The following is a 12177-nucleotide window of genomic DNA, read 5'->3' as shown; positions in this document are numbered from 1 at the left end:
GAACGCGGCCGCTCAGGGCTCGAAGCTCTGGGCGACGACGGGGGCCGGGCGCACCCAGCCGTTCGCCAGCGTCCCGAGGGCCAGCGCCCCGGCCAGGAAGGCGACCGGATAGGTCAGGGCGAGCAGCGGGTTCTGTTTCGGGGGCGTGGTCATGCTGCCTCCTCTCGCGCCGGGAGGCCCGTCGGGCGGGCCCACCCGGTCAACGCGCCGCCGATCCTGCGGTGCCGTGCCCGACCCGAATGCAGGAGCCGTGCCCGGCGGGTTGTGCGGCGGCGGCGCTCCGCCTACCCTTGCGGAAGCTCCTCCGGAACTGAATCCGCCATGGTCACCCGCGTCGCCACCGTCGCCTTCGAGGGGATCGAGGCGCGGGCCGTGGACGTGCAGGTGCAGATCGCGCCGGGGGCCGTCGCCTTCACGGTGGTCGGGCTCCCCGACAAGGCGGTGGCGGAATCCCGCGAGCGGGTGCGCGCCGCGCTCGTCGCCTCGGGGCTGGCGCTGCCGGCCAAGCGCATCACCGTCAACCTCGCCCCGGCGGACCTGCCCAAGGAGGGCTCGCATTACGACCTTCCCATCGCGCTCGCGGTGATGGGCGCCATCGGCGCGCTCCCGGCGGACGCGCTGGCGGGCTACTGCGTGCTCGGGGAACTCGCCCTCGACGGTGGCCTCACCGCGGTGGCGGGCGTGCTGCCGGCCGCCATGGCCGCCAACGCCCGTAACCTCGGGCTGATCTGCCCCGCTGCGAGCGGCCCGGAGGCCGCCTGGGCGGCCAGCGACCTCGACGTGCTCGCTCCCCGCTCGCTGATCCAGCTCGCCAACCACTTCAAGGGCACGCAGGTCATGGCCCGGCCGAGCCCGGCCGTGGCCGCGCCCGGCCCGTCACAGGCGGACCTGCGCGAGATCAAGGGCCAGGAAGGGGCGAAGCGCGTCCTGGAGATCGCCGCGGCCGGCGCGCACAACCTTTTGATGAACGGGCCGCCGGGGGCCGGCAAGTCGATGCTGGCCGCCCGCCTGCCCTCGATCCTGCCGCCGCTCGGGCCCCGCGAGCTGCTGGAGGTCTCGATGATCCAGTCGGTGGCCGGGGAGCTGAAGGACGGCGCCCTGTCGAACCGCCGGCCGTTCCGGGCGCCCCATCACTCCGCCTCGATGGCCGCCCTAGTGGGCGGCGGCGCCGGGGCGCGGCCCGGCGAGGCGTCGCTCGCCCATGGCGGGGTGCTGTTCCTCGACGAATTGCCGGAATTCTCGCCCCAGGTGCTCGATTCCCTGCGCCAGCCCCTGGAGACCGGCAGCGTGATGATCGCGCGGGCGAACCACCGGGTGACCTACCCGGCCCGGTTCCAGCTCGTCGCCGCCATGAATCCCTGCCGCTGCGGCCAGGCGAACGAGCCGGGCTATGCCTGCCGCCGCGGGCCCAACGAGCGCTGCGTGGCGCAGTACCAGGCGCGCCTCTCCGGTCCCCTGCTCGACCGCATCGACCTGCAGATCGAGGTGCCGGCCGTGACCGCGGCCGACCTGATCCTGCCGCCCCCGCCGGAGGGCTCGGCCGAGGCCGCCGCCCGCGTCGCCGCGGCCCGGGTGCTGCAGGACCGGCGCTACACCGGGGCGGGCCTGCCGCCCGGCACCACCAACGCCTCCTGCCCCGCCGCCGAGATCGAGGAGGCCGCGCGGCCGGATCCGGACGGGCTGGCCCTGATCCGCGACGCCTCCGAGGCGATGCGCCTCTCGGCGCGCGGGTTCCACCGGGTGCTGCGGGTCGCCCGTACGCTCGCCGACCTCGACGGCGAAGCGAGGGTGCGCCGGGCGCACCTCGCCGAGGCCCTGTCCTACCGGAGCCGGGCGGGAGCGCGCAGCGCCGCCTGATCGGCGGCGGGGCACCCCGACCCACCTCCCACCTGCCGGCGCCGACCGCGCGATTGCGCCCGATGCCATTCGCCTTCCGCTAAGCCTGTCGCGCAAGCCATCCTTCAGGTCCGGGCGCCATCCTGTGGGGCGGGACGGGACCAGGGGCGCGCGGCATGGAACGGGGCGAGGCAGTGCTGCAGGCCGGACTCGCCGTTCCGCCCCCCGGCGAGGGCGCGATCGGCCGCGCGGTCTACGGCACCGCCGCGGGGGTGGAACTGCTCGTCGCTCTTCTGGCGCTCCTCGCGGCCGGGCTGATCCGCCACCTCGCCCGCCGCGCGAGCGCCCGCCGCGAGCGCGAGATCGAGCACCTCCACGACCGCCTCTGGCGGCTCGCCGAGCGCGAGGAGCGCTACCGCCGCCTCGTCGAGGCGCAGGTCGAACTCATCGTGCAGCGCGACGCGGAGGGCCGCATCACCTTCGCCAACGAGGGCTTCGCGCGCCTCCTCGGCCGCAGCCCGGTGGACCTCCTCGGCACCACCGCGCAGGCCGCCGTGGTCGCGCGCCTGCCGACCCAAGACAGTCCCGAGGGGACCCGCGGCGAGGACGTGGCGATCGCGCCGCCGGAGGGCGGCAGCCCGCGCTGGTTCGCCATCGTCGAGACCGCCGTGGTCGGCCGCGACGGGCGGCCGGAGGTGCTGCGCGCCGGGCGCGAGATCACCGAGCGCGTCGAGGCGGTGCGGTCCCTCGACGAGGCCCGCAGCCGGGCGGAGGCGGCGAGCGTCGCCAAGTCGCGGTTCCTCGCCACCGTCAGCCACGAGTTCCGCACGCCGCTCAACGGCATCCTGGGCATGGCCGCCCTCCTCCTGGAGACGCCGCTCAGCCCCGAGCAGGAGACCTACATCCGCGCGGTGAAGACCTCGGGCGAGGCGCTGCTCACGCTCATCGACGGCATCCTGGATTTCTCGAAGATCGAGGCCGGGCGCCTCGACCTCGCGGCCGAGCCCTTCGACCCCGCCGCGCTGGTGGAGGGCGTGGTCGAGTTGCTGGCGCCCCGCGCCCAGGACAAGGGCCTGGAGATCGCCGCCGACATCGCCGACGACCTCCCGCTCGAGATCGTCGGGGACCGGGACCGGGTGCGCCAGATCCTCCTCAACCTCGCGGGCAACGCCGTGAAGTTCACCGAGGAGGGTGGGGTCGGCGTCACGGCCACCCGGGAGGGCGGCGACCTCGTCCTGGCGATCCGCGATACCGGGCCGGGCATCCCGGAGGAGCGCCTGCCGCTCCTGTTCCAAGAATTCGAGCAGGGGGACGGCAGCGCGAGCCGCCGCCACGAGGGCACCGGCCTCGGCCTCGCCATCACCCGCCGCCTCGTCGACCGGATGGGCGGGCGCATCGCGGTGACCTCGCGGCCGGGGGCGGGCAGCCTGTTCCGGGTCGTGCTGCCCCTGCCCGCCCGCGGCGGGGCGCGGCCGGTCCCGCCCTCCCTGGCCGGGCGCCGGATCCTGGTCGCTGCCGCCTCGGCGGTGGAAGCGCCCGTCCTGCGCGCGCGCCTTGCCCGGCGCGGGGCTGAGGTCGCGACCGTTGCGACCGAGGCAGCGGCCCGGGACGCGCTGGCCGGGGCGCCCTTCGACGCGGTGCTCGCCGACCGCGCGCTGGGCGACGAGGCGGTCCGCCGGATCGCCGGGGCCGCGAAGGCCGCGGGGGTCCCGCGGGCGATCGTGCTGCTGTCGCCCTTCGACCGGCGCGACTTCGGCTCGCCGGCCGCAGCGGGATTCGACCGCTACCTGATCAAGCCGGTGCGCGCGGCGTCCCTGGATGCCCGCCTCACCGAGGAGGCCGAGCCCGGCAGCGGCACCCGCCCGCCGGCCACGGCGGCGTCGCGTGGCACCGCGCGGCGGCGCGCCCGGGTGCTCCTGGCCGAGGACAACCCGATCAACGCGCTTCTCGCCCGCAAGGCCCTGGAGCGGCTCGACGCGGCCGTCACCTGGGTGCCGGACGGAACGCAGGCGCTGCACCACCTCCAGGCGGCCGCGGCCGGCGAGGCCGAAGGGTTCGACCTCGCCTTCCTGGACATCCGCATGCCGGGCCTCGACGGGCTGGAGGCGGCGCGGCGCCTGCGCGCCTTCGAACGGGGCCAGGAGGCGGCCCCCGCGCGCCTCGTCGCGCTCACCGCCAACGCGTCCGCGGAGGACGAGGCCGAGGCCCGCGCGGCAGGGTTCGACGGCTTCTTGTCGAAGCCCCTCGACCTCGCCGCCCTGCCCCCGCTCCTCGCCGCCGCGGCGCGGGCCGCCTGAGCGGGCGAGAGCACGCGGCGCGGCGGCGAGGAGCGGGGGCAGGGCGGCGAGAGCAGGCCTCGGTCAGATTGAAACGTGAAGCCTGCTCTCGGTCTTTGATTTTGACGCATGTCCTCCGCTGAACCGGCAACCACTTCAGCGGGACCTGCTCTATTGATGGCGGGTGAAGAACCGCTCCACGAGCAATCCGATGAGCGTCATCGCACCCGCAACATAAATCACGTAAGCTGCCGAGCCCTCATTAACGTATTCGGGATAATACGCTTGGCGAAAAAGCATAATCATATGGGTAATCGGATTCCAAATCATAATGTTGTAGATTTGACTGGGCATACCCTCGGGTATGAAATAAACTCCACTGGCGGCGTAGACAATGATCACAAGCAGAGCAAATCCCATCATAAACATCGGATAAACATAAGCAATATTTGATAGCAAAACTCCGATACCGAAAGAGAAAAAAATCGATACAAGCATCGCCCGCACTGCCAGGAACTCATCCTGCGGGATAGGATCTACACCAATACAAAACAGAATGAACATAATGATTGTGCAACTCATGCAGGCGTTGAGCACCTCGACAATGGCGCGCGACAGACAAAGATCGAGCACCTTAACGTCTGGAAACGAAATCAGCGGCTTTCCTCCCGCCACACCTTCCATGATCTTACGCGACAAATAAATGAAGACGATGACGGGCATCAAGCCGGTGTAGACGAACAGGGTTGTGCTTTCGCCGAACGCCGGCGGCAGGTGGCGGACGGTCATGATCACGACGACCATGAGCAGGTGTGCCACCGGCCAGAGCACGACGATGGCGTAGCCCCACATGGTGCGGCCGAAGCGGGTGCGGATGTCGCGCAGGATCAGCGCGTGCAGGACCTGCAGCTGGATCTGGAGCGCCGACTGGTGGTTGAGGGGCCGAACGGTCTCGGTCTGATTCGACAAGGTGTGCGTCCCGGACAAGCGCCAAGCCCCGGCCCTGTGCGCGGTTTTTGCGGCGAACGCGTGACGCGGCACGGCCGGTTGACAGGCCCCGCCCCGGCAGCGAGGACAAGGCCATGGTCGCACCCGCCCTCCCCGCCCCCGATCGCTCCCGGGACGCGCGCATCGCCGGAAGCGTCGCCGCTCTCGTGGTCGCGGTGATCTTGATCGCGAACCTCGCGCCCGGCACCCCGCGCCCCGCCCCCTCGCCGGCGTCCGACCCGACCTGCCGCGAATGGACCGATGGCTGCTCGGTCTGCATCCGCGACGGGGACGCCACCGGCTGCACCACGCCGGGGATCGCCTGCACCCGCGGGCCGGCGGCCTGCACGCGGCGCTGACCCGGCGCGTCAGCGCCCCTCGTCCACCAGCGCCCGCAACCCCTCGCGAAACGTCGGGAAGCGGAGGGAGACGCCCAGCTCCTCCTTGATGCGCCGGTTCCGCACCCGCTTGTTCTCGCCGTAGAAGCTGCGCGCCATCGGGCTTAAGGAGGCGGTCTCGAAATCGATCTCGGGGGGCAGCGGCAGCCCGGCGAGATCCGCCGCGAAGGCGGTCACGTCCTGGGGCGGCGCCGGCTCGTCGTCCGTGACGTTGTAGATCGCGCCCGCCCGCGGGCGGTCGAGGGAGGCGGCGAGCACCGTCGCGATGTCGTCCACGTGGATCCGGTTGAAGACCTGACCCGCCTTGACGATCCGCTGCGCCCTTCCCTCCCGCAGCTTCGCGAAGGCGTTGCGTCCCGGCCCGTAGATCCCGGACAGGCGGAACACCTGCACGGGTTTGCCGCTGCGCGTGCCGAGGTCGCGCCACGCCGCCTCGACCGCGACGCGGTCGCGGGTGCGCCCGTGCGTGGGGGCGACGGGCGTGTCCTCGTCGATCCAGGCGCCGCCCTGGTCGCCGTAGACGCCGATCGTCGACAGGTAGCCGATCCAGCGCGCCGGACCCGCGGCGATCGCGTCCGCGTAGGCCCTGAGCACCGGGTCGCCGTCCTGCGGCGGCACCGAGACCAGGATCGCGTCGGCCCGCGCGAGATCCGCCGCGATGGCCGGGTCGGCCGCCTCGGGCGAGAACAGCCGCAGGGTGACGCCCGCCGGCAGGTCCGGCCGCGCCGCCTGAAGCGTCGCCGTGACGGTCGCGAAGCGCGCCCGCTCGCGCGCCACGAAGTGCCGCGCCGTGTAGCCGAGCCCGAAGACGAAGAGGTTCATGCCGCTGGTCCTATCCGTACGGGATTTATGCAGGGCTCCGCCCCGCACCCGCCAGAGGGCTCGCCCTCTGGACACCCGGTTTTCGCCGCGCGCCACTCCGCCAGGACGCTGGGATCCTCCTCGGCCTCCGGCGGTGCGGGCGGAAGACGCTCGGGCGCGAGCCGGGCGAGCGCCCACACCGCCATCCCGCGCACCAGCGGGGACGCATCGTCGAGAAGGCGCAGGGCCTCGTCCGCGAGCCCGGCCTCGCCCGAATTGCCGATCGCGATCAGGACGTTGCGCAGCACCCGGGCGCGCCCCGTGCGCTTGATCGGGGTGCCGGCGAACCGCGCCCGGAAGGCCGCCTCGTCGAGCCGCGCCAGGTCCCGCAGGCGCGGCGCCGCGAGATCCTCCCGCGCCGCCAGCCGGGCCTCCCGGGCCGCGCCCGCGAACTTGTTCCAGGGGCAGACCGCGAGGCAATCGTCGCAGCCGAACACCCGGTTGCCGATCGGTGCGCGGAATTCCGGCGCGATCGGTCCGGGATGCTCGATCGTCAGGTAGGCGATGCAGCGGTTGGCATCGAGCCGGTAGGGCGCCGGGAAGGCCGCGGTCGGGCAGGCATCGAGGCAGCGCCGGCAGGAGCCGCAATGATCCGTCCCGGGCGGGTCCCGCGGCAGGTCCGCACTGGTGTAGATCGCCCCGAGCAGGAGCCAGGTGCCGTGCCCGCGCGAGACGAGGAGCGTGTTCTTGCCCTGCCAGCCGAGCCCGGCCGCCGCCGCGAGCGGCTTCTCCATCACCGGCGCCGTGTCGACGAAGACCTTGAGGTCGGCACCGCCCCGGGCGGACAGCACGGCGCCGAGTTCCTTCAGCTTGCCCTTGATCACGTCGTGGTAGTCCCGCCGCTGCGCGTAGACTGCGATCGCGCCGTGGTCGCGGGCGGCGAGCACCGCCAGCGGGTCCTCCTGCGGCCCCGCATTGACCCCCAGCATCACGATGCTGCGCACGGCCGGCCAAAGGGCGGTGGGCGAGGCGCGCTCGGCGGTGCGCTCCGCCATCCAGCCCATCCCGGCCTGGTGCCCGTCCGCGAGCCAGGCGCGCAGCCGCTCCGGCAAGTCCGGCACCGCCTCCGGCCCCGTCACCGCGAGCGCGTCGAAGCCGAGCGCCCGCGCCCGTTCGGCGAGGAGGCGCCGCAGGGTCGGCCCGTCGAGTGTCAGAAGTCCAGGTCCGCGTAGTGGTCGGCCGCCGCCATCCCGGGCACCCGGTCCGCGAGCAGGCTGCGGAAGGACGGGCGGGACTTCAGCCGGGCGTACCAGTTCCTCGCCATCTCGTCCTCGTCCCATGGCACGTCGCCGAGGTAGTCCACGCAGGAGAGATGGGCCGCCGCCGCCAGGTCCGCATAGGTCAGATGGTCGCCCGCCAGCCATTTGCGCCGGGCGATCAGGTAGCCGATGTATTTCAGGTGGTAGCGCACGTTGCTGCGCGCCGCCCGGATCGCGTTCATGTCCGGCGGGCCGCCCCCGAGATCCGGGGTCATGAAGCGCTTGTGGATCTTCTCGGTGACGAGGTAGCCGGTCACCTCCTGGTCGAACTTCGCCAGGAACCAGTCGAGGAGACGCCGCACCTCCACCCGCGCGGCCGGCGCCTCCGGCAGCAGCCGCCGCCCCGTGAGGCCGAGCCCCCGGGTCTCGTCGAGATACTCAGCGATGGGCCCGGCGCCCGGCACCACCAGCCCGCTCTCCTCCACCAGCACGGGCGTGGTTCCGGCCGGGTTGAGGACCAGGAACTCCTCCCGCCGCTCCCACGGCCGCTCCTCGGCCAGCACGGGTTCCATGCCCATCTCGGCAAGCACCAGGCGAATGAAGCGGGAATGGGGGCAGAAGGGGGAGTGGTGCAGCGTCGCCATCAGGGCCGTGTCGCGCTTCGTCTCGTGGGCAGGCCGCGGGCAGGCCTTGCGCGGCGATTGAGCCCGGAACGGATTAACGGGCGGTCAAACGTCCCCGCGGAGAATGACGCGCATCCTTAACACGGCGGCGCCGGGCTGGTAACCGACCCGCAACGGGGCCGCCGCGAGGGTGCCGCACGGCCCGTGGTCCCGCCGCCGCGCGCGGCCCGCACCGAGGTGAGCGAGCGACGATGACCAACGCGGCGATGCGCGCGCGGACGGCCCGCGCGGCCCTGGGAGCCTGCTGATGGACATCGCGGGGATCGGCAAGGCCGTGGTGCTCGCCCTCGTCGAGGGCGCCACCGAGTTCATCCCGGTCTCCTCGACCGGCCATCAGCTCCTGGTCGGGCACTTCATCGGCTTCCAGTCGCCGAACAACACCTTCGAGGTGCTGATCCAGCTCGGCGCCATCCTGGCGATCGTGAGCGTCTACTTCCACACCCTGCTCGATCTCGCCCTGCGCGCGCCGAGTGATCCGAAGGCCCGCCGCTTCATCCTGGCGATCCTGATCGCCTTCCTGCCGGCGGCGATCATCGGCGGCCTGTTCTCGAAGGTGATCAAGCTCTACCTGTTCAATCCGTGGATCGTCTGCTCGACGCTGGTCGCAGGCGGGCTGGTGCTGCTCGTGGTCGACGAGACCGAACTCGAGCAGAAATACGACGACGTGCACCAGTTCTCGCTGCCGATGGCCCTGAAGATCGGGCTGTTCCAGTGCCTCGCGATGATCCCGGGCGTGTCGCGCTCGGGCGCCACCATCGTGGGCGCGATGCTGATGGGATCGGGCAAGCGCGCCGCCACCGAGTTCTCGTTCTACCTCGCGATGCCGACCATGGCGGGCGCCTTCGCCAAGGACCTCCTCGACAATTACAAGAACCTGTCGCGGGACGACGTTGGCCTCATCGCGATCGGCTTCGTGGTCGCCTTCGTCTCGGCGCTGTTCGTGGTGCGCAAGCTCCTCGACTACGTCTCCCGCCACGGTTTCGGGCTGTTCGCATGGTGGCGCATCCTGGTGGGCGCGGCGGGCTTCGCCGGGCTGATCGTGTTCGGGTAGTGTCAGGGGGCGGGGCGGCGCGGTTGCTTGGCGCGTCGCGGGGCAGGCGCTGGCTTCTTCGAGGCCCGGAGCGCCGCCTCGTCGGCGAGCCGCACGAAGCGCGCCATGGCGTCGGGATCGTCGAACGCGTCGACGGGAACCGACCAGTAGGGCATCGCGACACCCTTTCCCTCGCGGCCCTCGTAGCGCCACTGCGTGGCGCCGGCCGCCGCGAAGGCCGGGGCGCTGACCGCGTCCGCCTTGAGCATCACCTCGCCACGCAGCTCGACCGCCACGATCCGGCCGAGGTGGTAGATGCCCTTGCCGCCGAACATCCGGCGCACCGTCACAGGGCCGAGGCCCGCGAACATCTCCTCGATCGCGGTCGTGTCCATGGCCGTCAGATCTCCTGCCCGTCGCATCCTGACCCCGTCGGCAGTGCGAGGTCCACGTCCATCGCGCGGCGGCTCGTCACGAACCGCACGACGAATACCGGCCGCCCGAGGGATCGTGATGGCACTCGCCTGACGGCACGCTCACCCCTCTTCCGGGTGCATGCAGCGTCACCGGATCGCGACCCGGGTCCAGCGCGAACCGCCGCGACGCATCCGTACCTGGCATCTGCGCGCTGCGGCAGGGAAGGTTGGCCATCGACGGAGGCGGGCCGATGAGTTGGCACGAGATGAGGTGGCAAGAGATGACCTGGCACCACGCGGCGGACATCGCGGACCTCGCGGAGAAGGACGTCATCGGCCGGGACTGCGCCGGGCACCGGATCGCCCTCTACCGAGTCGCCGGCCGCTACTACGCGACCTCGGACGTCTGTACTCACCAGAACGCCCTGCTCAGCGAGGGCGAGGTGGTCGAGGGCTGCATCGAGTGCCCACTCCATTTCGGTCTCTTCGCGATCGCGACCGGCGAGGCCCAGGGCGCGCCAGTCTGCGTCGACCTGCGGGTCTATCCGGTGCGGGTCGTCGGCACCCGCCTCGAGGTCGCCATCGACGAGACCTGACCGCCCTGCCCAGGCGTCCGAGGGGACACCTCCCGTTCGGAGAGGCGCGGCACGCTGCCGAGGGGAAGCGTCCCGGCCTCCTTCAGGGTGGTGAGGACGACGGAGGTGCGCACGCTCGCCACGCTCTCGTGCGGCAGCAGCATCTCGTTCACCACCGCCGACAGCGCGCGGAGGTCCGGCAGGATCATCTTGAGCAGGTAGTCGCTGTCGCCGGTCAGCGCGTGAGCCTCCAGCACGCAGTCGAGGCCGCGGACGAGGTCCGCGAAGCGGCGGGCGTTGTCGCGGCTGTGGGCGGCCAGGGCCACCTTGGTGAAGACCACGACGTCGAGGCCGAGGCGGCCCGGATCGATGTCGGCCAGGTAGCCGCGCAGGATCCCCCGCTCCTCCAGGCGGATGCGCCGCCGCGAGCACTGGCTCGGCGACAGGTTCACCCGCTCGGCAAGATCCTGGTTCGTGAGCCGCCCGTCGGCCTGGAGTGCCGCGAGGATCTTGAGGTCGAACCCGTCCAGGGTGTCCGGATCGAGCATGGCGGGAGCTCTCCTCGCACGAAGCGTGCATGAATCGGCGTCATCTTCGCATATTTCGCACGGACTGCGCGGCGGCGTCGTGGTGGTCTTGGGGCGCCCGAACACGGGCCGCGGTCCGGAGGCTCCTCCGGCCCGAGCACAGGAGGAAATCCATGGGCCCCTATCCGCACGATGCGCCGCCGCCGCGGATCACCGACGCCAATCCGATGGGCACCGACGGTTTCGAGTTCGTGGAATACGCTCACACGGACCCGCGGCAGCTCCACGTCCTGTTCCGCGCGATGGGCTTCATCCCGGTGGCGAAGCATCGCCGCAAGGCCATCACCCTGTACCGTCAGGGCGACGTGAACTACCTCGTGAACGAGGAGCCGGGAACGCACGGCCACGGCTTCGTCGCCGCCCACGGTCCATGCGCGCCCTCGATGGCGTTCCGCGTCGTCGACGCCCGGCGGGCCTTCGCCCGCGCCGTGGCCCTCGGGGCCGAGCCCGCCGACCCGAGGGACGGCGAGAAGGCGCTCGACGTGCCGGCCGTCAAAGGCATCGGCGGCTCGCTGCTGTACTTCGTGGACACCTACGGCGCCAAGGGTTCGGTCTACGACGCGGAGTTCGACTGGCTCGGCGAGCGGGACCCCTCGCCCGTCGGCCACGGGCTCTACTACCTCGATCACCTGACCCACAACGTGCATCGCGGGCGCATGGACGTCTGGGCCGGCTTCTACGAGCGGCTCTTCAACTTCCGGCAGATCCGCTACTTCGACATCGAGGGCAAGCAGACGGGCCTGTTCTCGAAGGCGCTGACCAGTCCGGACGGCAAGATCCGCATCCCGATCAACGAATCGGCCGACGACAAGAGCCAGATCGAGGAATATCTCCACGCCTACAACGGCGAGGGCATCCAGCACATCGCCTGCGGCTGTCGCGATATCTACGAGACGATCGAGACCCTGCGGGCGAACGGTGTCGCGTTCATGCCCTCGCCACCGCCGCTCTACTTCAAGCGCATCGACAAGCGGATTCCGGGCCACGGCGAGCCGCTCGACCGGCTTGAGAGGAACGGGATCCTGATCGACGGCGAGGGCGTGGTCGCGGGCGGCACCACCAAGATCCTGCTGCAGCTGTTCTCTTCGAACGCGATCGGGCCGATCTTCTTCGAGTTCATCCAGCGCAAGGGCGACGACGGTTTCGGGGAGGGCAACTTCAAGGCCCTGTTCGAGTCGATCGAGGAGGACCAGATCCGCCGCGGGGTGCTGTGACGCCCGACGGCATCGGTTCTGGCCCGAGCGCCCAGTCCCCCCGACGAGAGCGACGCCCGATCGCGCCACGATCGGGCGTCGCTCTCCGTCTTTGTTTCTGCCGCATTTTCTGCAA

13 protein-coding genes are annotated in these 12177 nt (G+C 71.5%); 6 read left to right on the top strand and 7 right to left on the bottom strand.

The window, feature by feature from the left end; genetic code table 11:
* Window positions 1-12: 12 nt before the first annotated feature.
* The gene (locus ACW9J6_RS11780; protein ID WP_457116660.1) at window positions 13-153 is read right to left on the bottom strand and encodes a hypothetical protein; all 141 of its coding nucleotides are present in this window, start codon (window positions 151-153) and stop codon (window positions 13-15) included.
* A gap of 168 nt (window positions 154-321) precedes the next feature.
* On the opposite strand from ACW9J6_RS11780, the gene ACW9J6_RS11775 reads away from it, so the two are divergent.
* A complete protein-coding gene (locus ACW9J6_RS11775; protein WP_457116659.1) occupies window positions 322-1857 on the top strand; it encodes a YifB family Mg chelatase-like AAA ATPase in 1536 nt (511 codons plus the stop codon).
* 155 nt (window positions 1858-2012) lie between these two features.
* Entirely contained in the window at window positions 2013-4133 is a 2121-nt protein-coding gene (locus ACW9J6_RS11770; protein WP_457116658.1) for an ATP-binding protein, read from the top strand.
* Between the two features lie 150 nt (window positions 4134-4283).
* On the opposite strand, the gene ACW9J6_RS11765 is transcribed toward ACW9J6_RS11770, so the two are convergent.
* Window positions 4284-5081 (bottom strand): ABC transporter permease, encoded by a 798-nt coding sequence (locus ACW9J6_RS11765; RefSeq protein ID WP_457116657.1) that lies wholly within the window; start codon window positions 5079-5081, stop codon window positions 4284-4286.
* 113 nt (window positions 5082-5194) lie between these two features.
* Here ACW9J6_RS11765 and ACW9J6_RS11760 point away from each other — a divergent pair, with 113 nt between their 5' ends.
* Window positions 5195-5458 (top strand): hypothetical protein, encoded by a 264-nt coding sequence (locus ACW9J6_RS11760; RefSeq protein WP_457116656.1) that lies wholly within the window; start codon window positions 5195-5197, stop codon window positions 5456-5458.
* 9 nt (window positions 5459-5467) lie between these two features.
* Here ACW9J6_RS11760 and ACW9J6_RS11755 read toward each other — a convergent pair whose 3' ends face one another.
* The 3 genes from ACW9J6_RS11755 to ACW9J6_RS11745 all read right to left on the bottom strand — a co-directional run bounded on the left by ACW9J6_RS11755 (window position 5468) and on the right by ACW9J6_RS11745 (window position 8201).
* Window positions 5468-6319, bottom strand: coding sequence for an SDR family oxidoreductase (locus tag ACW9J6_RS11755; RefSeq protein WP_457116655.1), 852 nt, complete (start codon window positions 6317-6319; stop codon window positions 5468-5470).
* On the bottom strand, window positions 6316-7419 hold the full coding sequence (queG, locus tag ACW9J6_RS11750) for a tRNA epoxyqueuosine(34) reductase QueG (protein WP_457116654.1): 1104 nt from the start codon (window positions 7417-7419) through the stop codon (window positions 6316-6318). Before queG ends, ACW9J6_RS11755 begins: the two co-directional genes overlap by 4 nt.
* Window positions 7420-7508: 89 nt before the next feature.
* A complete protein-coding gene (locus ACW9J6_RS11745; RefSeq protein WP_457116653.1) occupies window positions 7509-8201 on the bottom strand; it encodes a glutathione S-transferase family protein in 693 nt (230 codons plus the stop codon).
* A 286-nt stretch (window positions 8202-8487) separates the two neighbouring features.
* Between ACW9J6_RS11745 and ACW9J6_RS11740 the strand changes: the two genes are divergently transcribed.
* Complete coding sequence (locus ACW9J6_RS11740) at window positions 8488-9291, top strand: undecaprenyl-diphosphate phosphatase (protein WP_457116652.1); 804 nt, start codon at window positions 8488-8490, stop codon at window positions 9289-9291.
* Window positions 9292-9293: 2 nt separating this feature from the next.
* Here ACW9J6_RS11740 and ACW9J6_RS11735 read toward each other — a convergent pair whose 3' ends face one another.
* On the bottom strand, window positions 9294-9665 hold the full coding sequence (locus tag ACW9J6_RS11735) for a TfoX/Sxy family protein (protein ID WP_457116651.1): 372 nt from the start codon (window positions 9663-9665) through the stop codon (window positions 9294-9296).
* A 287-nt stretch (window positions 9666-9952) separates the two neighbouring features.
* Here ACW9J6_RS11735 and ACW9J6_RS11730 point away from each other — a divergent pair, with 287 nt between their 5' ends.
* On the top strand, window positions 9953-10282 hold the full coding sequence (locus ACW9J6_RS11730) for a non-heme iron oxygenase ferredoxin subunit (protein WP_457116650.1): 330 nt from the start codon (window positions 9953-9955) through the stop codon (window positions 10280-10282).
* On the opposite strand, the gene ACW9J6_RS11725 is transcribed toward ACW9J6_RS11730, so the two are convergent.
* Window positions 10228-10809, bottom strand: coding sequence for an Lrp/AsnC family transcriptional regulator (locus ACW9J6_RS11725; protein ID WP_457116649.1), 582 nt, complete (start codon window positions 10807-10809; stop codon window positions 10228-10230). The genes ACW9J6_RS11730 and ACW9J6_RS11725 overlap by 55 nt on opposite strands.
* A 152-nt stretch (window positions 10810-10961) precedes the next feature.
* Between ACW9J6_RS11725 and hppD the strand changes: the two genes are divergently transcribed.
* Window positions 10962-12062, top strand: a complete 1101-nt coding sequence (hppD, locus tag ACW9J6_RS11720; RefSeq protein WP_457116648.1) for a 4-hydroxyphenylpyruvate dioxygenase — start codon at window positions 10962-10964, stop codon at window positions 12060-12062.
* Window positions 12063-12177: the final 115 nt, after the last annotated feature.

This window comes from Methylobacterium sp. JK268, assembly GCF_054052225.1.
Note: the sequence above shows the minus strand (reverse complement) of the source record. Positions and strands in the feature narration are given on the sequence as shown.

Bases quoted from the DNA above. Each gene is read 5' to 3' on its own strand.
- ACW9J6_RS11780 (WP_457116660.1), bottom strand. From the start codon at position 153: ATGACCACGCCCCCGAAACAGAACCCGCTGCTCGCCCTGACCTATCCG.
- ACW9J6_RS11775 (WP_457116659.1), top strand. From the start codon at position 322: ATGGTCACCCGCGTCGCCACCGTCGCCTTCGAGGGGATCGAGGCGCGG.
- ACW9J6_RS11770 (WP_457116658.1), top strand. From the start codon at position 2,013: ATGGAACGGGGCGAGGCAGTGCTGCAGGCCGGACTCGCCGTTCCGCCC.
- ACW9J6_RS11760 (WP_457116656.1), top strand. From the start codon at position 5,195: ATGGTCGCACCCGCCCTCCCCGCCCCCGATCGCTCCCGGGACGCGCGC.
- ACW9J6_RS11755 (WP_457116655.1), bottom strand. From the start codon at position 6,319: ATGAACCTCTTCGTCTTCGGGCTCGGCTACACGGCGCGGCACTTCGTG.
- ACW9J6_RS11745 (WP_457116653.1), bottom strand. From the start codon at position 8,201: ATGGCGACGCTGCACCACTCCCCCTTCTGCCCCCATTCCCGCTTCATT.
- ACW9J6_RS11740 (WP_457116652.1), top strand. From the start codon at position 8,488: ATGGACATCGCGGGGATCGGCAAGGCCGTGGTGCTCGCCCTCGTCGAG.
- ACW9J6_RS11735 (WP_457116651.1), bottom strand. From the start codon at position 9,665: ATGGACACGACCGCGATCGAGGAGATGTTCGCGGGCCTCGGCCCTGTG.
- ACW9J6_RS11730 (WP_457116650.1), top strand. From the start codon at position 9,953: ATGAGGTGGCAAGAGATGACCTGGCACCACGCGGCGGACATCGCGGAC.
- ACW9J6_RS11725 (WP_457116649.1), bottom strand. From the start codon at position 10,809: ATGCTCGATCCGGACACCCTGGACGGGTTCGACCTCAAGATCCTCGCG.
- hppD (WP_457116648.1), top strand. From the start codon at position 10,962: ATGGGCCCCTATCCGCACGATGCGCCGCCGCCGCGGATCACCGACGCC.